The sequence below is a fragment of the Paraburkholderia caribensis genome, from assembly GCF_002902945.1.
Taxonomy (GTDB): domain Bacteria; phylum Pseudomonadota; class Gammaproteobacteria; order Burkholderiales; family Burkholderiaceae; genus Paraburkholderia; species Paraburkholderia caribensis.
Genome location: NZ_CP026104.1, coordinates 19,235 through 43,774, shown reverse-complemented (window position 1 = coordinate 43,774; position 24,540 = coordinate 19,235). Strand labels below are relative to the sequence as shown.

Here is a 24,540-nt window from a genome sequence, read left to right as displayed (position 1 = left end):
GAGTTCGCTATTCGAGCGTCAAGCTGGTCCCGAAGAACAGGCGGATTATTTTTCTGGATCGGCGCACGCGCATCAACAATCATCTTATCGATCAATATCGACCCAGAAGCCGGTCGCTCACGGGTGTGAACGGTTGGATCCGACCGCGACAATGTGAGTGACAGGTCTGACGCATGCTTGCCGCCGTAAGATCATGAACTGGATATTGGATCGTTCCGTCTTGAACCCAAAATCCTGCGGCACTGCGTAAATAGCCACCTGTAATTGAGTCAGACGGAAATAGAAAACGAGATTCTAGGAAAAGGCAAGAGCAAAAGGCTTCCAAAATAATGATTCGCTAATCAACGCTCAACAAAAAAATTCTAATTTTGGACGAACGAGAAGTAAAAAAACGCGATGCGGATCCGAGGGAATTCGTCGTTGCGATGCCACGAAGTCGCTCACTTCACTATGGCGCAGATTTTGGACTGCTGATATGCGTGAGTTTTGAGTTCGCACACATAGTGTCCACTACTCGCGACTTGTGATACGGGAGCACATTCGGTGCGGCCGCCTCGCGTACATTACAGGTAATGGTCTTAAGTCGCGTCGACGCTTTTGCGGCCGCGTATCCGATGATTGAGGCTGCACTTGATGGCGTCCTCATCCCGCACGTTTCGCTCGTCGTAGCGCTGTCGCGGCCACTGTACGGGTAGGCCTGCGAAACCTGTGATTGGAGTCAGTTCGATCAACGCGCTGTCAGACGAAGCTTAATCCTTGTACGCCACATTGCCGCACACCGCACCGGATCGCAAATGATCAAAGGTTCATTTGCCGCTTGCGTCTAAAGGTTCAGTTCATTCATGCTGTCAACCAGAAATTTTCCTGAAGATCGAAGCAACTTTCGATATCGAAAGCACAACGATTACAACGAATGAAAATCGATGTGATTATATTACCTATTGCAGAGCGTCGACACAATCGGGATATCTTCCAATACGACTCCGATTTACGTATCGGCACACTTCGCATCCCGCCATTTCGTTGCGAACGACAAACGATGAAGAAGGTTGCCCACTCAAGCCGCATCTCGGACCTTTCGCTGCACGACCTGTTGCAGATTGAAAGCCTGCCTGCATATATCAAACAGATGGCGCCCCGTACTCTATGCAGACTGATCGACCATATCGGTGTCGAGGACTGTGCAGAGTTTATGTCCATCGTCGACGCTCAGACAATGCGCAAGGTGTTGTCGGTTGCGTTGTGGACACGACCGACGACAGGCGGCCCCGAGCTTTTGGACGCCGCGCGCTTTATTTCCTGGGTTCGGGTCTGGCTTGTCGAAGGCGAGCGAGCCACCACCCTAAGGCTACTCGACATAGAGGAAGATCTACTCGTTGCCATCATCACCCGCCTGATTGACGTACGTATGCTAGATGCGACAAATATATCCGACGCCGACTGGGTGCTCGGCGAATTTCGTATGGAAGCTCGGTTAGACGGGGACTGGCAAGTACTGCAGGAGATGTTTTTCGCTTTGTGGCAGTTCGAACCCGATTTCAGTCGTCGGTTGCTCTCGCGTTGCGAGAGCGAACAGACCTTTGCAGCGCATCACGCGAGCGACGCTCACCTCGCAAACGGGCTTGACGCAGACATTACGTTCTCGCGCTCATCCGAGCGTGACGCCGACGGCTACGTTGACCCTGTCCATGCCTGCGCCTTTCTCGCGTCGGCACGGTCGCGCAGTCTCGCTCAACTGCGCGATGAGCAATCTTACGATCTCGAGACGGCCGAATTCTTCGCCGCTCAAACAGGCGTTCGGGAGCGAACCTACCTGCCCTCGTCAATTCATGACCTATCGTATCGAATTCCCGGCTCGACGACCGAAGAACTGCCGCTCAGAGGCGCCAAGCATTCCGACGGCGGAATCGAACTGATTGGCACTAAAAGAGACTTTGACATCATCGACGCCATGCTGCACGATGCGGGAATCTTGGAGCAACGAAACCATCTGCTCTTAGAACTTACGCAGTCGGGAATTTGCGGCGATGAAGTTGCTACAGGCGAGTTACTGATCCGCGCTCTCAAAGAGGTTTTCTGCGCCCCTTCTTCGGCATCTGCGTCGTCACAACGATTGCGAGAACTCACCTACTTGGCAAATATCGTCATGGCGGATGTTCAAATTCAGGGACACCCCTTCCGGGAGGACGAGGCCGGAAAGTTCGCAATTGCCGTTGCGAATCTTGGCGCGTGCTGGCTCCTAGGTGATGCTGGGGAACCCTGTGAATCGGTTGCTGGCTTTCGGATGACCTTGGACAACGACGCAGGAGTTGTACGCTTGTTCAGGATCGGATACCACATTATTTGCCGCATTCCAGACCGGTGTGCTGAGGCGCTGGAACAGCTCGCGACGATTCGACATGACGACGCATCCGAATTCGACTTCAGAGCATACGATGAATCTTGGAGCCTCGCAGAGGTGGCCAATTTGGTCAGGCAACGGCAATTCTATATGGTCAGGTCGCTTATTGACGACTTCGCTGTAACGATGGATAGCGCCACGCGCACCGCGCTACGGTTTCTGATCGACGCGACGCCACAATTTCCGGCCGTACTTGATGGTCTCGAAGGAGCGGTCCAGATTTACGTCGATAAGACGGCACGATACATTTCGACGACCAGCGATCTCGCGCTGATAGAAGCATTCCTAAAGCGGCTTCCTCAGCTATGTGGAGCTTGAGCGACCCACGCTATCGAGGGATATCCGGATCAAGTAGGCGGTATGATAAGTCACAACGACAGGCAGGGTTTGGGCAATCTGTCGGATCGATGACTGCGCATCGTCCAACAAAAACAGACCACTGATTCTGAGTGAAGCGGCATCTTCGGATAGAACGATGAGGCCCGGCAGATATCGGTTCAGCGCTTCGACTATTTCGCTTAACGGACGGTCAACCGCCGTGATAAAGCCTTTGACCCACGTCGACTCGGCATCCGCCTGTAACGGCTCGAGATTTATTCTTCCCGAACGGAGAAGGGTTGCTACCTGCCCCGCCTTCACATTCAGCGCGCCTCCCGACGCCGCCTGCGCTTGCACGGCCGACCGCGTCACCGCCAGCCGGGTGCCTTCGGCACCGAGCCCGACGCCGAACTCGGTTCCAAGCGACTTGCAAGCCCCGTCTCGAGTGTAAATAATAAAGGGGCGATTTACGTCGTGTGCAACACTTACAAAAAGACGTCCTTTAATCAGCCTTACCGCACGCTCGCCGCCATCGAAATCGATGTCTACGGCAGACCCGCCGTCCAATGTGAGCAAGGAGCTATCTTCGAGTACAATCTGCCGCCGCTTGCCGATATCTGTCGCAAAGTCGGCAGTCATTGAATCAAAGACGCCGAGCACCTTTCCAGCACCACCCAACACGCCGAATACACCGAGAACCGTCATCGAATCCCGTAGGAGCTTGCGGCGCGACATTCGTGTTGAAGTGAGCACCCGACGCGCCGCAGCACCGCCGTGCTCCCGTGCGGCGGCAAAGACGTTCAATCGATGCTCGACGCTTTCCCACGCTGTTCGATGCTGTGAATTAGCGTCTCTCCAGCGAGAAAAAGCACGATAGTCATCGTCGGTCGCAGTTCCCGAGGCCAGACGCACGGCCCATTGAACGGCCTCTTCAAGCATAAGCGTTTCCGTATCATGATCGGCCATGATTACGCAATGTTCATCAGGTGTTTGAGAGCTTTCGTCATGTATTGACCCACCATGCTAACGGACACATCCAATTGCTGTGCGATGTCGGCGTACGTCATTCCATCGAGCTGGCTCAGCATGAAGGCCTGACTTACCTTGATCGGCAAGCCAGATAGCCTTCGGTCGAGTTCGAAGAGCAATTGCACCATCTCGAATGTATCGTGTTCCGAAGGGGAAGCCTGATCCGGGATGGTTGCAAGCTCACGCAAATATGCTTGCTCTAGGTCTCGACGGCGCCAAAATTCGAAAACCAGTCGTTGCGAAATGGTAGTCAGTAAGGCACGGGGCTCCTGGATAGCATGAATGTCAGGTATCTGAACAAACTGGACGAAGGCCTCAGAACTCAGATCTTCAGCCGTCGACTGACATCCCACCTTGCGCCGCAGCCGATTCTTAAGCCATTGGTAGCTACGCCGGAACTCATCACTGAGTAGCCGCGCGCGATCGCCCGACGACTGACCGCGGTTTTTCTGCCCCTTGTTGCCACTTTCCATATGTTACCCATGCCCCGACCATCACAGCGCTGACGCCTGTACCTCTTCCGACACCGTCAAATCTACGGTTGGGCGAAAAGGTAACACTTTAAAATTGATGCGTGCAACCAAATGGAAGTTGTAAGGATAGGTCCGCAGGAGATATCCATGCAAGGGTGCCACTGCTGCGCCGGCAACAGGACACCAAGCTCCGCCTTTGCGAGATTCGAGTCTCAGTGCCGTCGCGCCTCAACGCTCGCGCATTATTGTGAATGCGCGAGGTCCAGCCAAACCTTCGCGAGTCGACGCTCTTCTCTTCCTAGCTTATCGATGACGCCAATCGCGTAATCCTCCTTTTTCGCAATGATGGCTTTCGCGAGTTCCGATTCTGAAAGATTGCGATAAGTGTTTATATCCGTCCCCCTGAGGTCCTCCAACCGTCTTGCGAGCGCCTCCTCATCGTCAGAATATTGGATCTGTGGCGTTTCGTGCAACCCCTGCATCCTCGCGAAATTTACCACCAGCTCCTCACCGATACCACAGAAGGTCGTGCAGTCGGTCGCGGCGCTTTCTGCAAAAGACAGCAACATTTCATCTAAATCGTTCAAGTCTCCGGAGTCGCGCAACTCATCCGCTTGTTGAGCAAGGGTTCGCCGAAGATCCTTCCATTCGTTCCGGCTCACCATCCCACCAGCCAACACCCGCACATGCAGTTGGCTGACCGCCGTAAGCAAATCCGCGACGCGGGAGTTCATCGCAAGTCGAAGTACCCCGTACTGAGCGTCGGTCAACAGAGTAAGGACGAAACGCGTCGTCAATATGGAAACATCTTGGCCGGGGCGTAGCGCTTCGATCCATTGAATCGCAAATTCGACCTCCGTCAGCAAACCCTCTTTGCTTAGTTGACGTCTTTCTCGAAGATATCCATCTGTCACCATGGCCTCGAACAGAGCACTGTAGAGCGCTAACGCCGACAGGGGAATGCCGGTGGCACTGACTTGCTCGTCCGGAGACAAGTCGGCGTCGAAGAGGCAATAGAGCACTAATGTGTCCGGGTCCGGCACATTCATATTGGGACGCATCCTGTGAAACTCCTTCGGCGGCTTACCCGACTTGACATGTTCCGTAAAGAGTTGCTCATATAGCGCGCGCTTTTCGGCGCGACGGGCCATCGCGGACGGAAGAGTACGTCGGAGATTATTTGCCAAACGGAACTGCAGTTCCGACCTTGTTTCTCGCTCGGTAGCGGGAAATGCTGAAAACATATCAATCCCTCGTTTTTGAATGAATGTATCTTTGCTCCGTGACCGTTTAGCCAAAGCGCTCGTCGAAAAATCTTTCGAGGCGGCCCTGCGTACGCTCTTCGATGAGTTCGACCTCCGTGCCATTCCGGTAAAGGCTCAATCGCGGTATGCCTCGTACCTTATGCTTCTCACAGAGCTTCGGATTCTGGTCGGAGTTGACCTTTACCAGCACGACTTTTCCCTCGTAATCTGGCAACAGCACATCGAGTACACGGCCGAGTGCGAGGCATGGACTGCACCAAGGCGCCCAGAAATCGAGCAAAACGGGTACGTCCGACTTTAGAACTATGTCCTCGAACGTTTCGTCAGTTGCCGAGAGGTAATTGGATCTCATTAGATTTGCTCCATAAGGTAATGACCGGGGCCGCATCCCATAAGTGAGACGCGCGGAGGACCAACGGCGCTCATTTCGATGCTGTGCGTATGAAACGAGTAAAGGGCCCGATGATGTGAAACACTGATGACAGCTGCCTTCGGAAGGCGCTCAACGATGAGTTCATACATTCGGCGCTCGTTCTCTTCGTCAAGCGCACTCGTGGACTCATCGAGCATCAAAAAGTCCGGCCGCTGGAGCAGTGCGCGGGCAAATCCCAGTCGCTGCTGTTCGCCGGGCGACAAACGTGCGTCCCATCGATCCGTCGAATGTAGCGCGGTACGGAGATGAGCGAGCCCGCAATCGGCAAGCATCGCATCGCATATGTCGTCATTAAACGCATCTGCGGGCTGCGGGTAGCAAAGCGCCCCTTTTAGACTCCCGTTAGGCAAATAGCTGCGTTGAGGCAGAATAAAAACCTTTGAGCCGACCGGCATCGTGACGACTCCTGATCCGTAATGCCAAATTCCTGCCAGACAACGCAGTAATGTGCTTTTTCCGGATCCAGACGGCCCAGTCACGACCCAACGCTGTCCAGGCCGAACCAACAGATCGATATTGCGTGCCAACTCGTGGCCTTGTGGCGTCGCGAGCGTGAGTGAATGCGTGGAGATTAACGCTTTCGGCTGCCGCACATATCGTGGCCCTCGCGAGGTGACGCCGCCTCCTATCGCCTCCTTTAGTCCCTGTAGCCGGGTGACGATAACGCGGTATTGCTGCACATTCGTGAAATTCACCGCAAACCACTGCAGTGAACCCACGGCAAGACCAAAGGACGATGACAGCTGAACCATATCGCCATACGAGATCCCATGAGCGAGATACCTTGGCAATAGCACGAATTCTGCAACAACCGTCGATACAAGTGCTAGGGCCAGCGTGACAGGCTCGAAACGAAGGTTGAAAAGAATCGTTTGCCAAATATTTTGGCGCACAGCACCATACGCTTCGGTCAGGCGCTCGACCTCTTCCCGACTACCGCCCAGCAGGGCGATCTGCTCTGCATGCGCCCGCACACCAGCCATCATGAAACGGAAACTTGCCTCGGCCTGCTGCCTGCGAAACGTCAAGGATTTCAGACGACGGCCTAAGACCTGCACAACTACCGACGTGAGTACCGAGTAGATAGCGGCAAACCACACCATGTAATGTGGTAGATTCATGTAGCCCCCGAACAATCCGATGCTGATATTCCCGGACTTCGCCCACAGCACCTTAAGAAACACAGCCGCAGACGCTATCGTCTCGAACAGACCGAAGCTCAGGGTCAGGGTTGTCATTACGAACTGGTCAATATCCTCTGTGATCCGCTGGTCGGGGTTATCAACGAGTTGCGCCTGCTCTATTCGATAGAAACCTGTATGAGACAGCCAGTCGTCAAGGAGGCGCCGGGTCAGCCAAGTTCGCCAACGCAGCGCAAGCGTGGTATTCAAAAAATTCCGGAGCACGCCGATGGAAACCAGGAGAAACAGCAGACCGATGAACGCAGCGAGCAACAGCGGTAGCCCATCGCGATCGTACTTGACCACTGCTTGTTGATAGCGCCCCATCCAGACGGTCAGACCGAGGCGGGCATACGTCTGTGAAAGGGTTAGAAAGACCAGGCCCGCGAGCAGGCAAAGCGCTACTTTCTTGTCCGCCGACATCCAATATGGCGTTATCAATGCGCGCCACCCCTTGAATGCACCTGTTTTAAATGGGGTTTCGTTGATTTGAACAGTCATCGTGCTTTGCTCGAGGCGATCCGAGGCCGGCGCACGTGGCTCCGACGGCCTCTACAGGGCTACATGGGCTGGCTAGAACTGGTAAATACTCGTCAGCAGGAAAGTGCGGCCAGGGAGAATTGGGACATAGCTGTCCAACGCGCCGGGCCCGATCTGCGCCCGATCAAACAAATTACGCACGCCGAATGATGTAACCCATTTTCTCTTCCGATAAAATACACCGGCATCCACAATTGCCTGCCCACCGATCCGATAGATTGGGCTGGTCGATGTGCTTTGACCCGTCGTATAGGAACTTCTGATCGTTACGCCACCGTTGATGCCGAACCCCGACAGCATGGCCGATTGAAACGCATACTCCCCCCAGACAAACAGTCTATGACGAGGATCGGTGTACGCCGATCTGATATCGGGTCCCGATGGCTGAGTCTGCGCGTTGTAGCTATAGTTAGCTACGACCTTCAGCCCGGGAGAGATTTGACCGCTTACGTCAATTTCCACGCCCTTTGAAACGACGCCGACCGGGTCGATCATGTTGTAGCCTGGGACGGCTCCATCCGCAATTGCTCTGTTTTTTAGCTGCGTCCTATATAACGCGGCGGAAGCCGTTAACTTGTCGTCAAGGAATTCACCCTTGACACCCACTTCGGTATTTACCCCGGTCTCAGCTGAAGCCGCGGCGCCGCCCACCAAGAGAATGTTGCCCTGCGGCGTGAAGGTTTTTTGATAGCTCGCGTATGTGGCAATGTCATCAGTCAGCTGATAGAGCAGCCCGACATTCGGGCTCCACGCACTGTTCGTCGAGCTGCTAGTGGAGGTTTGGCTCCATGACTGGCCATGCGAAATGCTGCTCAGGAGACGAAATCGCCCGTATTTCATCTGATCCTGCAGGTAGAACTGGTTTGAGTAGCCGTTCTGCTGCGTGTATTCACCCACGGGAACGATGTCTTCAGTTGGCCAATACGTGTAGATGTTCGCAATGGCAACGCCTGCGGCATCAACACCTGCCCCCGCATTAACGAGCGTGCGTTGATAGTTGAAACCAAACACCAGATCATGAGAGACAGGACCAGTCGAGAACTTGCCCTCCACGCTATTCTGCAAACTCCACGCTCGCTGCCGTATGGACCCGGACAAAGGCACGAAGACTGCATCGCCCTCGTCATCAAGGAAGGAGCCGCTTGTTTCAGTCACGCCAAAGCTTTCGACCTCTGTGTTGTAGGCTGCCTTACTTTTCAAAGTCCAACCCTGCACGATCTGCTGGGAGAGGTTGTAGTAAACATTTGTCGAATTTACGCGCAAATGATCGTCTTCGGTGCCTATCGAGTGGTTAATTGGCGCGATCTTCCCATCAAGAAATACCGAATAATATGGCGCGGCTTCGTGCTCCGTGTTTTGTTCAAGGCCGACCACGAAGTTTGTCTGTGCGGTCTGATAGCCAATCGAGGGGGCGATATATAGACTCCGCTCACCAACCGCGCCACCATAGGATTCGCCCGTTCGCTCGCCGTTAATAACAAATCGATAGTTCAAGTTCATGTTCTTCGACAGCGCTCCACCTGCATCGGCACCCAAAAGTGCCTCACCATAAGAGCCAACCTGGGTCTGAAGCTCGTAGACCGGATCTGCCTGAGGCTGCTTGCGAATCACATTAACCACGCCCCCTGGGTTAGTCCCACCCGCGATGATCGAGTCTGCGCCCTTGACAACATCCACCCGCTCAACGCCAATCAGTGGGATGTCGAGGCCGCTCGTGTAACCGTTGCCCTCCGCTGAGTTGGTGACTAATCCGTCTGTGGAGACGGGCGCTGTAAATCCACGAATTTCTACGGTTGCCTGTCCAATCCCGCTTCCCACCACCGACACGCCGCTCACATTGCGGAGCGTGTCAGTCACGGTGGTCGCCTGTTGGCTTCTCATGACGCCCTGCGTGACACTTTGTACTGACATTGGCGTTTCGCTGGCAGGCGTATCGGTTAGGGTCGCCGAGGAGGTCGTTGGGGCTGTAAAGCTCGTGACGTCCGACTTCGTCGTTGAATCATGCACTGTAATCGCTGGCAAGACGGGTGCAGTACCTTCCGCGGACCCAGCATTTTTCTGTTCCCGGACTTGCTTTTCCTTTACCGTCAAAGCACCGTCCGGCGTGGTTGCTCTCTCGAGAGCGGTTCCGATGAGTGCATGATCGATAGCTTGCTCAACAGTCATTGAGCCCTTGACCCCAGGGCTAGAGTAACGACTAGCCAATTTTTCATCGAACGAGATTGGTTTTCGATTTACTGAGGCGATCGCGACTAGTACGCGGTCGAGCGGACCCGCCGCTACGTCATATTGAATGACTGAACTCGCCGCGGTAGTACTCTGGGCATTCGCAATCCCAACAAGTAGTGAAGCATGAAAAGCAAGAAACAGATGGATACTCAACTTCGTAAACTTGAACTTTCTAACCCCTGCCTTTTTCATTCGTTATCCTATATATAGTGCATTCAGACGTATGTTGCTCTTCTTTGTTATTCGAATCTCTTCTTGTCTTAGTTCTGCCGTCCTGCCTGCATCGACGTGGGTGCAGTCACAAACTCGAGGTTCGTCAAACCTGCTGCCTGAGCGATCGACATCACATGCAACACGCGCTCGTATTCAACGTGACGGTCAGCATAGATTCGAACCGTGGGAGGCTGCGCACTAGAAGCTGCCTCTGTTGCTTTATTTGCGAGTTGCGAATCGGTTAGAGCAACTTTATTCCAGAATATCGCACCGGAGATGTCGACCGAAATGTCCACAGCGTCATCTTTCGTAGAATCTTTTGCGGCAACTTCCTTCGGAAGATCCAGCTTCAAAGCGTGATTCATGACCGGCAGGGTCACAATGAAGATAATGAGCAAGACCAGCATCACATCAATCAGCGGCGTCATATTGATGTCGCCGACGAGACCGTCGCCGTGTTCGTTATCCGTGAGAATCGACATTCAACCTCCTCGGGCTGGCTATGACGCTTACAAAGCGTCTTGTTCGCTGGTGACGGCAACCTGTTTTAAGACGGAGTGGGGTCTGCGCTCCGCGGCGGTTTTCCCAGTAGCCTTTCCACCTACCACGAAGTACCCATGCAGCTCGTGCATAAACCTCACGACTTTGTGGACGACCGCTTTGTTACCTCTGGAAACAGCGTTATGTCCGAGCACAGCCGGAATCGCCACAAACAGACCGAAGGCGGTCATAATCAGCGACTCACCCACAGGTGCTGCCACGTGATCAAGACTTGCTTCACCCGAAAGACCTATCGCCATAAGAGCGTGGTAGATGCCCCAAACCGTGCCGAACAGCCCTACAAACGGCGCTGTGCTTCCCACTGAAGCAAGGATCGCCGTCCCACGTTGCAACCGCGCAATAAAGTCATCGAGCGAAACTTTGAGGCATCGAGAAATCCAGTCGTTTCGGTTAAGGCTGCCGATCAGCAGTTGCCGCTCGTCAAACACCTGTTCACTTGCCTCCCGTCCGGCGAGGGCAAGTTCAAGATAAGGATTATCGATCTGCGCTCCGAGGAGCGTGATTCCCTCTTCATAGCTCGGCGCCGTCCAGAACCGGCGCTCCGCCAAGGCGGTTTGCCGCCGCAGTCGAGTGAGTCCCGCACCCTTGGCAAGAATAACGGCCCATGAGAGGACGGACATCGCGGCGAGCACGATAACAATGGCGCGTGTGACGGCATCGCCACTGAGCCAGACGTTGCTAATTCCATAGTGTTGCATCAGCTCACTCCGAGAACGAGAATTAAGACCGAAACGCTAGTGGTCGAGATCAAAGCCGACCGGCTGTTCTGCCGTCACGACGACTGGCACGCCGTTCTGGCGAAAGGGTTCACACACACCGCCTGACACAGCATCGAGAGCAGCCGCATCAAGTTCGGGAAAGCCGCTGCTGCGCGCAACACTCACGCCCGAGAGGCGGCCATCTGTTCCGATCTGGATGCGAAGCCTAACGATGCCGCTCTCACCAAGACGCTTTGCCCGCGCGGGATAATTTGGGCTCGGAATGCGACATGCCAACTCTCGTAACGCCGCGTCTCCAATCGTTTTGGGAAGGTTAAGAAATTTGCTGTCGTCGGGGCCGGCGTTGCTCGGCGTTGAGTGTGCTACCTGTATCGTCTGCGCGGAAGTGGCTGGCACAGCTTCTGGCGTTGTCTGCGGTGGTGCTGCCAGCGGCGTCGTCAGCCGCTCGCTATCGTGCTCAAGAACCGTGTGAACCGAAGCGCGCCGCGTCGCCAAAATCTTCGGTGCGGTGTCGTGCTTCGGCTTCGCTATGGACTTCGGAGCAACGACGGGGGGCGCGGGGGGCGCGGGGGGCGCGATGAGCGATACGCTAATGGGCGTCGAATTACCGCCCCCGCGGCTCGATAGCCCCACATTGACCCGTTGAGCCGTGACGAAATAGATGGCAACGACATGCATGGAGAGGGCGACCAAAAGCGCCGTAACCCGACGCCACAGGGAGCGCGTCTGTGTGGCTTCGTGCCGCGCTATCCCCACTTGCTTAGCGGCTGCCATGTGTTCTGGGCGCGGTATCATCAACAATGTTCGCGGCTTGTCGCTTTCGCCACGATCAGGTTCACTTTGCCGCCCGTAGTATGTTTTCATTTGAGATGCACAATTCGGTTCGAATCTGGATCAACACATGATCAATTCGAGCCAAGCATATAAAGACAAAACTGAAAAGAGTTTCCAACGTTTGTGTCGTTTTGTCGGTTCGCGGAAAATTTTTTTCCGGTACTTGGACCGTCATAGGACGCCACCCAGCAGTGTCATCTGTCTGCGTAATCAAGAGGCAGTGCCGTGGTGCACTTGATCGTTTCCATCGCAAAGGCGGACCGCACGTCAGCAAGATCTAGTCGGGCGATCAAGAGTTTATATAGGCTGTCGAACGCTGCGACGTCGGGCACCACCGCCTTCAGCAGATAGTCCGCGTGGCCGCTAAGCCGATAGACCTCGACGATTTCGTTACTGCTCCGCGTGAATTCTGAAAATTTCGCGAGCCAACTTGGCGAATGTGCGGGAACGCGGATCTCCACAAAGACGGTCACTGCGAGATTCAACAGGTTCGCATCGAGCAGCGCGACCTGCTTGCGGATATAGCCGTCTTTCTGCAGGCGTTGCAGCCGGCGCCAGCATGGAGTCGTTGAGAGTGGAATTGCCTGTGCGATGTCCGACACCGATCGGGAGCTATCTTCCTGAATGTGTGCAAGCAGCTGCTTATCAATCTTGTCGAGCATGACCGGTCGCGCCTCTACGAAGGAACCAAGGGACAATTTTTTAACCGTCGTCGCGTGTAGGAGATCGGTTTCTTTGCTTGTGAAACGAGACCGAGATTTTTCCAGTGCTTACACAATTTTTTTTTGAAAGCAGAAACGTGATGTCACGAAGGCGTCACGCATAGACCGTAATGAATCTGTCACTACCTTGGCACCGCAACCACGGGCTAAAGCGGCATTCCGGTTACGCTTTTATTTACCATCGAATCGGGAATAAAAACGTCAACTCGCGTAGGTGCGGAACACAACCTTCTCTCATCAGATAGCGCCGCAAAGTCCCGGATGCGGGAGAAGTAGCAAATCAAACCGTGCTATTGCGATAAGTCGGTTTATCGAACTGACAAAGGGCAGCAATTCCTTTGGAATGCCCTGCTCCGACAACGCCTCGAGCGTTGCATCGTCCTGTTTGTCCACAGCGCTGGCAAGACGCGCCACAGGCGACAACATTTTGTGGACCAGAAATGCAACCACCGCCACCAGAACGGGGGTGAGGGCGAGCATTGGAAACAGCGTTCTCCGAGCGCCGTCCCTTGCTATTTCGTCGCGCACCATTGAACGTTCCGCCACAGCGATTCGCTCGCCAGTACGCAATGTCCGTACACTGACACGCCAATTCCCGCCCTCGGCGTCAAGGTCGTGCAGTCCGTCGGAAAGCGTGTCCGGAATGACAATCGGTGCGCTCATGCCGGGTGAGGACTTACCCAAACTCGAAATGACGAGTCTCACGCCTGAATCGCGACTGCTGCCTTCCCACACTGCCATGGGGGCTCTGAGCACAAGTTTCCCAGTATCAATGAGCGCACCGATTTCGCGGAGATGGCCATCTTGCAGCCTGTTCGCCTCGTGATACGCGGCAGCAAAGGACGCACCGGTCGCCGCAACGCTGAGCGCGACAATGACGGAAGCAATCCACCACGTGAGTTGCAACGTCATGGACCGCGCAGACGGTTCCTGTCGAGCATCCATTTGACACCTTGCATTTTGTGAGTACTCGTCGGGTGCTACCGCTTCCGGCTCGTTTGAAGCGGCGACTGCCCGATAGCGACGTTCCCGCGCTTCAAGTGGTCCCAGGTAGCGGACTCGACGCAAGGGCTGCTGCCGCGACCAGCCCCGCAATGAGCATAAGGGACTCGACATGCAACACGGCGGCAAACGGTTCAGCCGTTGAGGGCTGTTTTCGAGCACGCCCTCCTGAGAAACAAGGAGACTCGGCATCTCGATGACCCGATTATGCCTATCGAGCGTGGCACCGATGGGCACGAGCACCAACTTGAGCAGCAACGCTTGCCCATATGCCGACGTGAGCAGGCTCCTTGGTGTATTCACACAGCGCCAGCCATTGTATGCACCAGTGACGAAAATGATAACCAGGGCGAGCGTGGCCGTATCAGACAGTGACTGAATGAATGCCGCACTGTTCGCACGCTCTGTGACGGGCGTGTCAGTGCCTAACTCTATGATGGTGGGTTCGTGGCCTTCGACGCCAGGCATGCTGGGTGCTGGCGATGTAGCGATTCAGGTTCGCACGCAGCAGCATGTTGAGAACGCCTCTCACTAGTCGGAGCGATGACGGCGGCCGGCCTTGCTCCATCGGCCAGGCAGACCATTCGGGACGTCAAAACGCTGTAAAGGTGACGACGGCGCGCTCGCACGTGCTCGCGCCATAGGGGTTCCAATGCAGATTTTCAGCGCAACAGGTCACGCCCTCTGGATGTCTTTCACAATGTTGTGGCAGATTTTCTGGGGGCTCAGCCTCGGCTTCCTGTTCTCCGCCGTCATTGAAGTCACGGTATCGAAGGCCGAGATGTCCAGGCTCTTGCCGGATGACTCGCCACGTTCATTAACCCTTGTAAGCCTGTTCGGTGCTGCATCGTCATCCTGCTCCTATGCAGCCGTTGCCATGGCGCGCTCCATGATTCGTAAAGGTGCTGACTTCACTGCCACAATGGCTTTTCAGTTCGCCGCTACCAATCTGGTACTGGAGTTAGGCGTGCTCATGTGGGTACTCATCGCATGGCAGTTTGCCGCCGCCGAATTTATTGGCGGTCCCGTCATGATTGTCGTGCTGGCGCTACTGTTTCGGTTCTATCTGCCGCGCTCCCTGAAGCGATGCGCTATCGACCAGGCGAACAAAGGTGAGGCGGGCAGCATGGAGGGGCATGCTGCCATGTCGATGAGTAAGCAGGAAGGTACCTGGAAAGAGCGCCTGACATCACGAGACGGCTGGAAGGCAATCAGCCACAGTTACGTGATGAACTGGACCATGCTGTGGCGGGACATTGGTGTGGGATTACTTGTTGCCGGTGCCGTCGCGGCATGGGTGCCAGATAGCTTCTGGCGGACATTCTTCCTGGCAAACCACCCCACGCTCGCGATGGTTTGGGGTGCGTTCGTTGGCCCTCTCATCGCTATCGCATCGTTCACCTGTTCCGTCGGAAATGTGCCGTTGGCGGCGGTTCTATGGAAGGGAGGCATCAGCTTCGAAGGCGTTGCATCGTTCATATTTGGCGACCTCATCATCCTCCCAATCATAAACATCTATCGGAAATATTACGGCGGCAGGATGACCGTCTTCATGACCGCGACGTTTTACATCGCAATGGTCGTGGCTGCCCTCATTGTCGAGGGGTTGTTTCAACTGTTGGGGTGGGTACCACACGAGCGTCGCACCGCCGTCCTCGATGCCGCCATCACCCTTAATTACACCACCGTCCTGAATATCGTTTTCGGCATCGTCTTCATCGTTTTGACGACCGTCTTTTCCTTACAGGCGGTGTTGAGATGATGCGCATGATGAAGCGTGACGAGCACTCAGCTGACGGTAACAGTCACGAACATGACGCTCACGGTAGTGATGCATCTCTGGCCGAGCACCGTTCCCAGCAACGCCGCTAAATGGCAAGCAGCAGAGAATGAACATGAAAGACCGTTTTGTTAAACGAACTCTCGCCGTCTGCGTAATGGCTACCTTGGTCTCACCACCGGAATAGCATTCGCGCAGTAAGGGGCGTCCATGCCGGGCATGGACATGAGTAGTTCCACCGAGAAAGCCGTGGCATTACTTTTTACGACTGGCGGGCGTCTTGATTATTGCGTGCCACTCGTCGGCCAGATCCATGAACAGTATGCTGCGCGGTCGCAGCGGGCTTAGACATGCTTCGACCCGGTATCCCTTCCAAGCCTCCCCTGAGAAATTCTCGCCGCGAAAAAAATGCCCCACGACCGATACCGGCGGAGGGCTTCAACACGCACCGGGAGTCAGGGATAACCTGCATCCTTCGGAACAGTCGACATTACGTGGAGTCCGGTAACAGAGCATGCCGCATGGCCGAAAACGATCATTCGATTTGCTCACCGTCACATCAGCCGGCTCATCCGATGTATCCGGTCAACATCACCGGCCATTGACTGCGTCCTTGAACGCCTTGCCCGCCGTGAGCTTGACGGTTTTCGCCGCCGGAATCGTAATGGTCTCGCCGGTAGAAGGATTGCGCCCAGTACGCTCGGTGCGCGCCGCCGTAGAAAACGAGCCGAATCCGATCAGCTGGATGGTTTCGCCGCGCGTCACTGCGGCCGTCACGGCGTCGAGGATGGCATCGGTGGCTTCATCCATGCTGGCCTTGTTTTCGCCCACGGTAGCCGCAACGGCATTAATCCGTTCGCGTTTGTTCATCGGTCAGTCTCCCTTTGAGCAATAACGTCCCCGATGCTGGCGGACCGGACGCCCCTACCGACACGCGTCGGTCCGGCGACCGGCGAGTTGGCTGACGAGCCCCGTCGCCCCAAAGGGCTCGCTTTCCTGTCGGCGGGTCTTCTGGCGAAGCGGAATTGCCTGGTTGGCCGCCAGACAGTTAGTTGCGCGATTATGTGAAGCGATGTCGATTCTTTATAGGCTGAGCGGTATGCTTCGCGCAGGATTCTTGAACCGCGACGATTGGACAGACACCCAATCGGGGCTACACACGTGCAGCAGCGCACATGACAACCGAACCGAGAAATGCTGGACGTAGAACCGTTTGCATCGTTGCAAATCCGACAAAGCCGATCAGCAATCGTCGCATGAGTCGATGCCTGAGGAGTCTCGTTGTTGATAGGACGGCAAATGGGCAAGGCGCGTTGAGCCACTGCACCGCTAGTTTTATAGACCACCCTGGCTAAGGGGTGCGCCGGGACAACCTTATCAGGCGCTGCGTTCAACAATCAAATTTTCCAGTCAAGAGCGAGCCGGTGCCTAACCAGACTCGCGCCGGGGAACACATCGGTCTTTGCCGTCGCTCACTCGTGCGATCTTACGCGGGTTGTCGAGAAAGGCCGTGGCGCGAGCGGCATCCGTCGGACGCGCGTACCAGTAACCCTGAATCTCCTCGCAGCCGTTTTCGATCAGGAATTCGAGTTGGCGGTGAGTCTCGACACCCTCAGCGACGACTTGCATGCCCAGCGTGCGCCCCATGGCAATGACAGCCTTGACAATCACCTCATCTGCAGTCGATAGCCCGATCCCCTTAACAAACGACATATCGAGTTTCAGGCGGTCCGCCATGAAGCTGCGAACGTATCCCAGACTAGAATATCCGGAACCGAAGTCGTCGATCGCGACCGACAGACCTATTTTGCGAAAGCCGCGGAGCGTAGCGACCGATTGCACTGCCATGAGCACACCTTCAGTGATTTCGATTTCTATGTTGCGCGGATTCACCCCGGTTCGCTGGATCACTTCGGTAACCACTGACAGCAGGTCGGAACGCAAGAACTGAACAGGCGACACGTTGACCGAGACAACGATATCCGGATGCTGTAGCGCCCATATCTTTGTCTGCCGGCAAGCCTGTTCCAACACCCACTCGCCGATTTCCGTGATGAGTCCGTTCTCTTCGGCAATCGGCACGAACATGGCTGGACTAACCGATCCGCGTACAGGATCGTTCCAGCGAACCAGGGCTTCGAATCCATTTGCAAGCCCCGTTTCCAATGAAAGGCGCGGCTGATAGGCGAGAGAAAGCGCTCCGCTGGCGAGAGCATTTCGCAGGTCGTGCGCCACGGCGACGCGTTCGCTGTTTTCCCGCGCGATGGCTTCGTCGTAGATTTGCAGGCCGCTCGGTCCGACGAATTTTGCCCTGTACATTGCGGAGTCCGCGCAGCGCAGCAATGTTTCAAGGTCCTGCGCGTGGTCGGGATAGACGGCAATTCCGATGCTGGCTTGCGGACTCACCACGCTGTTTTCGATCCGGGCGTCCTGGCTCAAACCTGCCTGCATCTCTTGGGCGGCCGCCACAAATTCGTCGATGTCGCCGCGACCGTACAACACGACCACGAACTCGTCGCCCGCGTACCTTACGGCAAACTCCTGCGGGCCGGTGCAGCTGGACAGGCGGCGCGCGACTTCGTGCAGCAACGCGTCTCCGGCTGTGTGTCCCAGCGAATCGTTGACGACCTTGAAATTGTCCAGATCCAGGAAAACGAGGGCAATCCGTTCGTTATCGCGTCGCGCACGGCTGAGCAACGGGTTTAGTCGTGCGTTCAGGCCAAGTCGGTTTGGAAGCTGGGTCAGTGGATCTTGATGGGCCTGGGCCCGTAACTGCTCCTGGTCCCGGATGCGTTCCGATACGTCGTTGAACACGGTGACGCAATGTGTTGGACGTCCTGATTCGCCCAGCACAGGCGCAACCTGTAGCTGGCTCCAGTAAGGCGTTCCGTCGCGCCGGCGGCATTCGAGCAGGGCCGACTCCGCCGCATCTGAGTGCATTGCCAGCTGGACGGAGCGAGCCTGGCGTGACGTCACTTCACAGCCCAGCACCGACCACTGTTCCAAACCGATGACTTCGCGCACGGGAAATCCGGTGATGCTCTCGAACGCCGCATTTGCGTACGTGATGATGTTCGTACCGGCGGACTTCTCCGATATGAGAACGGCGTTCCTCGATGCTTCCAGGGCGCTGCTGCGTACACGCAACGCTTCCTTTGCGCATTCATAGTCCGTCACGTCTCGCGCAGAGATAAAGCAGGCCTTGCGCTCAGCATAGTCGAGAAGATGAAACGCGATATCCACGAAGATGGTCGTGCCGTCGGCGCGCCTGTGCCGACGTAATCCTCCGGAACCACCCTGAACACCGGACTCAACATACTGCTTGAGGTCCCGCCGAAATGGCTCTGCCTCCTCCGCAGGACGAAGTTGATCCATACGCATCTCTCGAAGCTGCTGCAGCGATGCGCCATATTGTCGTTGCGCGGCTGCGTTCGCCGTCAAAATCAGATACGTGTCAACGTCGTAGATGAGCATCGCGACGGGATGATTTTCGAAGTACTCCTCGAAGCGCCGCTCGGCTTCGGACGCTACAACCTTTGCCCTCGCCCGTGCAAGGGCCGCGCGATGACTGGTGTAAAGCAGCAATACCAGGAGTAGCGCACCCGATGCCTCTAACACGGACAGAAATATTTTTTGCCCCGCGAGTTCAGATTGAGAATTGAATTGCATCTGGGCAATCTCATCGCGCTCGCGGGTTCTCAGCGTCGTCAGAATGCTCATGATCGAGCTAAAAGTCTCGTTCGCTCTCTGAAGAAGGCTCGCGTCAATGGCCGACGTCTCACCTGCCAAGGCGACACTGCGAGCCGCCGCGTCGAGTTGTTCCGGCCACTTAGCGCTAAGTCGACGCAATTCCTTGACGCTTCGCACGGATTCAGGTGTGTCGGTCATCGGCTTCGAGCCGTTCGTAGGCGCTGGCAACAGCCGCGGCGCGTCGCACGGGCCAGGCGCGCGAGCTGAAGCCGGCCGTATGGACGCCGCTAACAAAGTCGGTGTTCGCGGCCACGTGTTGTGTGAGCAGTGTCTCAAGCTCTGAAGAGGCGGCAACTGCTTTGCGCAGTCGGTCCTCTGCGGCACCTCGCGAAGAAGTCGAGCGCAGTGTCACGCCGAATACCACAAGCAAGGCCAGCATTATCAGTGCAGCAGCCGTTGCGACGTGTCGAAGTTTCAATTGTTTGGGGGCCGTTTGTGGCCCACGGGCAGGTGCGGTCATTGTCGAGACTAGGTGGAATGCGTCGAGACGCAAGAACGAAGCGGGCGGATCACGGAGGATCGGGCCGCGTCTCGGATCGGCGGGGACGACAGTGCGCACGTCTGACGTGCGTCCAATCGATGTGCCGGATTGAGCGCTGACAGCCAATATAACGGGTATTTGCGCTGCGACTTTAGGGCGCCACGCGTCGCGCCTTCAAAAGATGCAAAACGCATTGAAGCCACTGCCCGCCATCGCAGCAGTGTTTGAGAGCGGCGTATTTGTCGATACGACTGCAGCGAGAGGTCGATCCGCAACGCTGCACGCAGTTCTCGCGGAGAACTACGCGAGCAAGCCGCCTCACGCCGTTGGACTGAGCAGCGTTCAAGGCGAGCGACGCAATAAAGAGACGCGTGAAGAATATCCGGCACGGGCGCGGCGTATCAAGCATCCCCGTGCGGGTGCTGGCCACACCTATGGCGACCCACACCTGCGGAGCCGCGCCGGATTGGTTTAGTGTTGCGTCAGCCTTAGCATGGACGTGTCGTAACCGAGCGCTGCAACTCGACCAACCAGGTCAGTACGAAGTGCTGGGGCCGGTTGCTCGGCACGCGTCAGAATCCACAGATACCGACCGCTGGGCTCGCCCACGATTGACCAGCTATAGTCATCCGCATGATCTAGTACCCAGTAATTTCCAAGATAAAAAGGTCCAAAGAACGACACCTTAAGTTTGGCATTCGCCGAATCCTGCACGACTTTCGCACGACCGTCTGACACCCGAACAGGTCCATCGACGTCGCCTTCGCGGCAGCGGTTCGTTACGGCTATCAGCCCGTCATTGCGCATGGCGTATTCGGCGGTCACGCTCTCACAACCCTTCTCGAACCGGTTTTCATAGCGCGCTAACTCGTACCACCGGCCCGTGTAGCGGCTCAAATCAACCGGCCTCGCGGGCTCAGGAACGTGCGGATTTCCGCTCTTGCCCCCTGTGAGCGATGCACATGCTGCAAGCACTCCGAGCGAAAAGAACGCGAGGACAGTCGCGACGAAGCGGGTCTGCCTGCTTCGTGACGAACTGTTCTGATTTTGAGTTCCTGGTCGCATTGGATTAGTCGTATTGGTTGTCTAGGGCTACGTTCCGCTGGAGGACATACGCACACGCTGCGTCCTCCCATTTTGGCAAATTTATAGAAAATGGCCTTCAGACTCTGATTTGACGAACTGCAAGGTCGCTTCGGATCTGGCTTCTCCCAGGTTAAGGCAGCGCAACTCGGTCGCGAAAGCGTTGCACATTGTTTTTTGTTTCGTCGGTCGCAAGCTTCCACTTCTTGGGAAACTGCGCGTGCACGCCAGTACGGACTACACGTGAGACGCTGCACCTCAGACGAACACCGCGAGCGTGTCGTACGAGTGGAGAAAGCGCTCTACGGATACCACCACGGAATCAGTGCGTCAAAGTGCCGTGCGGCAATATTGCATGTCATCCCGACGCAACAAGGTCCCATCTTTGCAAACTGGATTAGAACCAAGCGTAATGACTCACATTTGACTCATCTCGAAGATTGCTAAAAGTTTTTGATAGACCCCTAATTACAAGAAAATAGCCAGGAGCCAAGTATGATCTCCGACGAACAATGGGCCGCTATCGAACATCTTTCCCCGAAGAATGTCAATCGACAAGGCCGCAAGCCGGCAGACGGACGAGGCGTAGTTGATGGAATCCTATGGGTCCTGAATCAGGGCGAACGCTGGCACAACCTGCCAAAAGAATATCCGGCGGCTCAGACTTGCTATAACCGATGGCTGGAATGGCGGCGAAGCGGCATCTGGCAAGAAATCGTGGATGCTATCGGCATCGACGCGTGCACATCGTCCACTCAGTCCCCGGCGCGATAGCAAAGAGATAGATGAAGTTGACCCGCGTCGACGGATCTGCAGTTGGATTAATACGATATGGATCCTCCTTTGCGCGTTGAGTCGTGGGTTGTCCACGGGCGGCGGTTTCGCCTGTCACGACCATGACGCTGTCCGCCGGTGGGAAACCGGCGAGACGTGGATTTTTGTTCTTGCGCATGCAGACTTTCGAATTCGAGGGGCGAGCAATAGCCGATGCTGCTATGTAGGCGACGGATGTTGTACCAGCCTTCCAGAAAAAAGAAGATGCGCCGCCGCGCCTGCTCGTAAGTAGCGGAGTGCTCGCGACAGAGCAGTTCTGCTTCGAGTGCTCCGAAGAACAACTCGCAAATCGCGTTGTCATACGCATCGCCCGCAGTCCCCATTGAAGGCTGCACACCTGCTTCGCGACAGCGCCTGCCAAAGGCAACGAATGTATGATGACAGCCTTGGATGCCCTTCTAAGTGTCAAGCGGCAATTTGCATACTGCCGATCTCGCGATTTCACTGCCGTATGAGGTAAAAGACTCGGGGGGCGATGTAGCGCTTGAGGCAGCGGATAACCTCCAGCTTGAAGTGACCCTCGCTGACCCGCTTCGCCATGTAAGCTTGGTGCGATGGTCGGTTCTCAGTCGCCCAATGGCGATGATGTGCAAGGCGCTGTTCGCTGCGCGATCGCCGCTTCTTCATCGCTGACGGCGCCGCCGACCCGCGAAAAGTGCTGGACGATTCTTTCGCAGTCTTCGGGATAGGAGACGTGCGCCGGTCCACCGTTCGCGGTGACTACGGCCTGAAGCCATGCTTCGGCCTGCTCGGCGGACTTTTTGATCGTGAATTCTTCGAACATTCTGTTTTCCTACCGTTTGCTGTCCGCTTCGCCTGCCTTCAGCAGATGCCCGGCCACACGTTCAGCGAACTCCATAAATTGCCGCGCGTCGTCGGCACCCTGCGGTCACAATAAGGCCGTGCCCCTTGGCACAGGTGCACGATCTGGCACGCTTCTGGGGCCGTCTTTCGTTCCTTCCTTTATCCAGACGCCGCGCCAAATTGCACTGCTTCCAATCTCGATACATTCGACTTCCGGTACCGTCGACAAGGCATCAAATACCCCGCCTGGCACTGTCAAGTTGAGGTGCGTAGGCTACGTGTCTGTATACCGCGTAGGTATCCTTATCAGCTAACTCGTTCGACTGCGGTTGCGGTAGCCCATTTATGCCATGTGGCGAGGCGTTCTTTTAGTATGGTGCGATGACATGCCGCGTTCATTTGATGTCTGGGCAACGCGAAGTGCTGCCGGATCGGGCCGAAGCATGAGAGAAACGCCTGCGTGCGACGCGCGTCACGAAAGCCGCACATCTGGCGTTCGCGCCTGCGGGTTGGCAGGTGGCTGTTCTCGGCGCGGTTGGCCACGCGGGCAGCCGCTTTGACGAAGACGTGCTTTACCTGAGCGAGTTCAGGAATGTCAGCCTTCGCCGCCGGATAACTGCGCAGTTGATCGGTAACGATCTTGCGCGGCACCGGGTTTGATCGCAGCACCCGCCTGAAGAAGCGCTTCGCGGCGGCCTTATCACGGCGCTTTTGTACCAGCACGTCGAGCTCGGCACCATGCTCGTTGACCGCACGCCACAACAGATACGGCTCGCCTCGCAGTGTCACGAACATCTCGTCAAGGTGCCAGGTGCTGCCCGACTTCCGCCGCACCAACTTCGCGCGCCGGGCGAATCCCGCGCCGAACTTGTCGCACCAGCAGCGGACCGTCTCGTACGTGACCACGACGCCACGCTCAAGCAACAACTCCTCAATGTCGCGCAGGCTCAGGTTGAACCGGAAATACCAGCGAACGGCGCAGCTGATGACAACAGCAGGGAAGCGGTGGCCGTGATAAAGCGATTTCGTCTTGTTCATCGCTTCATTCCACCGTTGTCTGTCCACCAACCTGACACCGCCCTATCAGGAGCTCGTTGGCCAGTTCCACATGCAGACATCAATTAGCCGACGAGGAAACTGCTTCGACAACGCACCGATTGAGTCGTTCTGGGGCACGCTCAAAAGTGAGCTGGTCTATCATCGACGCTTTGCCACACGCGAAGACGCACGATGAGCCATCAGCGAATACATTGAGATCTTCTATAACAGGCAACGCCCGCAAGCTCGACTTGACTACCTGTCACCTGTAGCATTCACGCAGCGATACTATCTGAATCAGGTCGCTGCTTAACCCGTTGGCGTCTACGCGTTCGGACCGACCTCAGTTCGCACGGATTCGAACGTAGAGGTCCTTAAGCGGATGTCCATCTCCGGGCTGGGTAAGGCGTTGGACCAGTCGGAGATACTCAAGGAATACCTGGAGCGCAGCCTGCAGTTGCTTCGCAAAGCGTGGCAAGCAAATAGCTCGATTGGCACAGGTGGTGTGGAATACGTTCAACATGCAGGACAAATTTCACACCAATATCTGAAACTTGTTCTCCGACACAAATTCAGCATACAAGACATAGCCGGAGAACTCGAGAGGAGCCTGCGCGTCGGCATCAATGCAAAAGCCCCGCCGTCTATCGACTGGCGGGCTCCTTCAAGACGCGTCTTTCCAGGAAGGGGTGCCAAATCAACTGAAAATTGAACGCAGCGGTTCCGCGTTGACAACCATCCGCTCGCCCACTTTGTCTACGGGAAGGTGAACGTTATTGAGAACGGGGTGTCTCGACATGCGCCATAGCGTGTCTCCTGGCGCGAGACGAGCTTACTGCTTCCGTCTGTT

21 protein-coding genes and 2 pseudogenes are annotated in these 24,540 nt (G+C 55.9%); 6 read left to right on the top strand and 17 right to left on the bottom strand.

The genetic code is table 11. From position 1 onward, the window contains the following. Positions 1-913 precede the first annotated feature (913 nt). Positions 914-2,719: a DUF6178 family protein gene (locus C2L66_RS38845; RefSeq protein ID WP_148654666.1), complete on the top strand. Its 1,806-nt coding sequence runs from the start codon at positions 914-916 to the stop codon at positions 2,717-2,719. Here C2L66_RS38845 and C2L66_RS38840 read toward each other — a convergent pair. The 11 genes from C2L66_RS38840 to C2L66_RS42060 form a co-directional block, all read right to left on the bottom strand. Next, positions 2,705-3,685, bottom strand: coding sequence for a FecR domain-containing protein (locus C2L66_RS38840; RefSeq protein ID WP_082670582.1), 981 nt, complete (start codon positions 3,683-3,685; stop codon positions 2,705-2,707). The genes C2L66_RS38845 and C2L66_RS38840 overlap by 15 nt on opposite strands. Before the next feature lie 2 nt (positions 3,686-3,687). Further along, positions 3,688-4,221, bottom strand: coding sequence for a sigma-70 family RNA polymerase sigma factor (locus C2L66_RS38835; protein ID WP_060610825.1), 534 nt, complete (start codon positions 4,219-4,221; stop codon positions 3,688-3,690). A gap of 242 nt (positions 4,222-4,463) precedes the next feature. After that, positions 4,464-5,465, bottom strand: a complete 1,002-nt coding sequence (locus C2L66_RS38830) for a hypothetical protein (RefSeq protein ID WP_148654665.1) — start codon at positions 5,463-5,465, stop codon at positions 4,464-4,466. A gap of 46 nt (positions 5,466-5,511) precedes the next feature. Further along, positions 5,512-5,838, bottom strand: a complete 327-nt coding sequence (locus C2L66_RS38825) for a thioredoxin family protein (RefSeq protein ID WP_082670581.1) — start codon at positions 5,836-5,838, stop codon at positions 5,512-5,514. Beyond that, positions 5,838-7,601, bottom strand: a complete 1,764-nt coding sequence (locus tag C2L66_RS38820; protein ID WP_082670580.1) for an ABC transporter ATP-binding protein/permease — start codon at positions 7,599-7,601, stop codon at positions 5,838-5,840. Before C2L66_RS38820 ends, C2L66_RS38825 begins: the two co-directional genes overlap by 1 nt. 72 nt (positions 7,602-7,673) lie before the next feature. Next, on the bottom strand, positions 7,674-10,061 hold the full coding sequence (locus tag C2L66_RS38815) for a TonB-dependent siderophore receptor (protein ID WP_060610812.1): 2,388 nt from the start codon (positions 10,059-10,061) through the stop codon (positions 7,674-7,676). 68 nt (positions 10,062-10,129) lie between these two features. After that, positions 10,130-10,564: an ExbD/TolR family protein gene (locus tag C2L66_RS38810; protein ID WP_060610809.1), complete on the bottom strand. Its 435-nt coding sequence runs from the start codon at positions 10,562-10,564 to the stop codon at positions 10,130-10,132. A 27-nt stretch (positions 10,565-10,591) separates the two neighbouring features. Next, on the bottom strand, positions 10,592-11,341 hold the full coding sequence (locus tag C2L66_RS38805) for a MotA/TolQ/ExbB proton channel family protein (protein WP_060610807.1): 750 nt from the start codon (positions 11,339-11,341) through the stop codon (positions 10,592-10,594). A 36-nt stretch (positions 11,342-11,377) separates the two neighbouring features. Then, entirely contained in the window at positions 11,378-12,226 is an 849-nt protein-coding gene (locus tag C2L66_RS38800) for an energy transducer TonB (protein ID WP_060610803.1), read from the bottom strand. A gap of 164 nt (positions 12,227-12,390) precedes the next feature. Then, complete coding sequence (locus C2L66_RS38795; protein ID WP_060610800.1) at positions 12,391-12,858, bottom strand: Lrp/AsnC family transcriptional regulator; 468 nt, start codon at positions 12,856-12,858, stop codon at positions 12,391-12,393. A gap of 297 nt (positions 12,859-13,155) precedes the next feature. Beyond that, a complete protein-coding gene (locus tag C2L66_RS42060) occupies positions 13,156-14,388 on the bottom strand; it encodes a CopD family protein (RefSeq protein ID WP_060610797.1) in 1,233 nt (410 codons plus the stop codon). Positions 14,389-14,572: 184 nt separating this feature from the next. On the opposite strand from C2L66_RS42060, the gene C2L66_RS38780 reads away from it, so the two are divergent. Then, positions 14,573-15,682, top strand: a complete 1,110-nt coding sequence (locus C2L66_RS38780; protein WP_233445139.1) for a permease — start codon at positions 14,573-14,575, stop codon at positions 15,680-15,682. Between the two features lie 609 nt (positions 15,683-16,291). On the opposite strand, the gene C2L66_RS38775 is transcribed toward C2L66_RS38780, so the two are convergent. The 3 genes from C2L66_RS38775 to C2L66_RS38765 all read right to left on the bottom strand — a co-directional run bounded on the left by C2L66_RS38775 (position 16,292) and on the right by C2L66_RS38765 (position 20,996). Further along, the gene (locus C2L66_RS38775) at positions 16,292-16,570 is read right to left on the bottom strand and encodes an HU family DNA-binding protein (protein WP_103323754.1); all 279 of its coding nucleotides are present in this window, start codon (positions 16,568-16,570) and stop codon (positions 16,292-16,294) included. 558 nt (positions 16,571-17,128) lie between these two features. Next, entirely contained in the window at positions 17,129-19,588 is a 2,460-nt protein-coding gene (locus C2L66_RS42335; protein WP_060610792.1) for a putative bifunctional diguanylate cyclase/phosphodiesterase, read from the bottom strand. Between the two features lie 814 nt (positions 19,589-20,402). Beyond that, positions 20,403-20,996 carry a lipocalin family protein gene (locus C2L66_RS38765; protein WP_082670578.1) on the bottom strand — a complete coding sequence of 198 codons (594 nt, stop codon included), beginning with the start codon at positions 20,994-20,996 and terminating at the stop codon, positions 20,403-20,405. Between the two features lie 513 nt (positions 20,997-21,509). On the opposite strand from C2L66_RS38765, the gene C2L66_RS38760 reads away from it, so the two are divergent. Next, complete coding sequence (locus C2L66_RS38760) at positions 21,510-21,788, top strand: transposase (protein WP_082670577.1); 279 nt, start codon at positions 21,510-21,512, stop codon at positions 21,786-21,788. Between the two features lie 47 nt (positions 21,789-21,835). Here C2L66_RS38760 and C2L66_RS42465 read toward each other — a convergent pair whose 3' ends face one another. Then, entirely contained in the window at positions 21,836-22,183 is a 348-nt protein-coding gene (locus tag C2L66_RS42465; RefSeq protein ID WP_103323753.1) for an integrase core domain-containing protein, read from the bottom strand. A gap of 106 nt (positions 22,184-22,289) precedes the next feature. Next, a pseudogene (locus C2L66_RS38750) lies at positions 22,290-22,471 on the bottom strand (IS110 family transposase); the annotation flags it as partial. A 71-nt stretch (positions 22,472-22,542) separates the two neighbouring features. Here C2L66_RS38750 and C2L66_RS41525 point away from each other — a divergent pair. Then, positions 22,543-22,746, top strand: a complete 204-nt coding sequence (locus C2L66_RS41525) for a hypothetical protein (RefSeq protein ID WP_211301922.1) — start codon at positions 22,543-22,545, stop codon at positions 22,744-22,746. 212 nt (positions 22,747-22,958) lie between these two features. On the opposite strand, the gene C2L66_RS38735 is transcribed toward C2L66_RS41525, so the two are convergent. Continuing rightward, on the bottom strand, positions 22,959-23,690 hold the full coding sequence (locus C2L66_RS38735) for an IS6 family transposase (protein ID WP_060610784.1): 732 nt from the start codon (positions 23,688-23,690) through the stop codon (positions 22,959-22,961). A 43-nt stretch (positions 23,691-23,733) separates the two neighbouring features. On the opposite strand from C2L66_RS38735, the pseudogene C2L66_RS38730 reads away from it, so the two are divergent. Then, a pseudogene (locus C2L66_RS38730) lies at positions 23,734-24,003 on the top strand (IS3 family transposase); the annotation flags it as partial. A 69-nt stretch (positions 24,004-24,072) separates the two neighbouring features. Continuing rightward, the gene (locus tag C2L66_RS41075) at positions 24,073-24,402 is read left to right on the top strand and encodes a hypothetical protein (protein WP_148654664.1); all 330 of its coding nucleotides are present in this window, start codon (positions 24,073-24,075) and stop codon (positions 24,400-24,402) included. Positions 24,403-24,540: the final 138 nt, after the last annotated feature.

Bases quoted from the DNA above. Each gene is read 5' to 3' on its own strand.
- C2L66_RS41075 (WP_148654664.1), top strand. From the start codon at position 24,073: ATGTCCATCTCCGGGCTGGGTAAGGCGTTGGACCAGTCGGAGATACTC.
- C2L66_RS38820 (WP_082670580.1), bottom strand. From the start codon at position 7,601: ATGACTGTTCAAATCAACGAAACCCCATTTAAAACAGGTGCATTCAAG.
- C2L66_RS38775 (WP_103323754.1), bottom strand. From the start codon at position 16,570: ATGAACAAACGCGAACGGATTAATGCCGTTGCGGCTACCGTGGGCGAA.
- C2L66_RS38845 (WP_148654666.1), top strand. From the start codon at position 914: ATGAAAATCGATGTGATTATATTACCTATTGCAGAGCGTCGACACAAT.
- C2L66_RS38815 (WP_060610812.1), bottom strand. From the start codon at position 10,061: ATGAAAAAGGCAGGGGTTAGAAAGTTCAAGTTTACGAAGTTGAGTATC.
- C2L66_RS38840 (WP_082670582.1), bottom strand. From the start codon at position 3,685: ATGGCCGATCATGATACGGAAACGCTTATGCTTGAAGAGGCCGTTCAA.
- C2L66_RS38810 (WP_060610809.1), bottom strand. From the start codon at position 10,564: ATGTCGATTCTCACGGATAACGAACACGGCGACGGTCTCGTCGGCGAC.
- C2L66_RS38765 (WP_082670578.1), bottom strand. From the start codon at position 20,996: ATGCGACCAGGAACTCAAAATCAGAACAGTTCGTCACGAAGCAGGCAG.
- C2L66_RS38800 (WP_060610803.1), bottom strand. From the start codon at position 12,226: ATGAAAACATACTACGGGCGGCAAAGTGAACCTGATCGTGGCGAAAGC.
- C2L66_RS42335 (WP_060610792.1), bottom strand. From the start codon at position 19,588: ATGACCGACACACCTGAATCCGTGCGAAGCGTCAAGGAATTGCGTCGA.
- C2L66_RS38760 (WP_082670577.1), top strand. From the start codon at position 21,510: ATGATCTCCGACGAACAATGGGCCGCTATCGAACATCTTTCCCCGAAG.
- C2L66_RS38780 (WP_233445139.1), top strand. From the start codon at position 14,573: ATGCAGATTTTCAGCGCAACAGGTCACGCCCTCTGGATGTCTTTCACA.
- C2L66_RS38830 (WP_148654665.1), bottom strand. From the start codon at position 5,465: ATGTTTTCAGCATTTCCCGCTACCGAGCGAGAAACAAGGTCGGAACTG.
- C2L66_RS38805 (WP_060610807.1), bottom strand. From the start codon at position 11,341: ATGCAACACTATGGAATTAGCAACGTCTGGCTCAGTGGCGATGCCGTC.
- C2L66_RS38825 (WP_082670581.1), bottom strand. From the start codon at position 5,838: ATGAGATCCAATTACCTCTCGGCAACTGACGAAACGTTCGAGGACATA.
- C2L66_RS38795 (WP_060610800.1), bottom strand. From the start codon at position 12,858: ATGCTCGACAAGATTGATAAGCAGCTGCTTGCACACATTCAGGAAGAT.
- C2L66_RS38735 (WP_060610784.1), bottom strand. From the start codon at position 23,690: ATGAACAAGACGAAATCGCTTTATCACGGCCACCGCTTCCCTGCTGTT.
- C2L66_RS38835 (WP_060610825.1), bottom strand. From the start codon at position 4,221: ATGGAAAGTGGCAACAAGGGGCAGAAAAACCGCGGTCAGTCGTCGGGC.
- C2L66_RS42060 (WP_060610797.1), bottom strand. From the start codon at position 14,388: ATGCCTGGCGTCGAAGGCCACGAACCCACCATCATAGAGTTAGGCACT.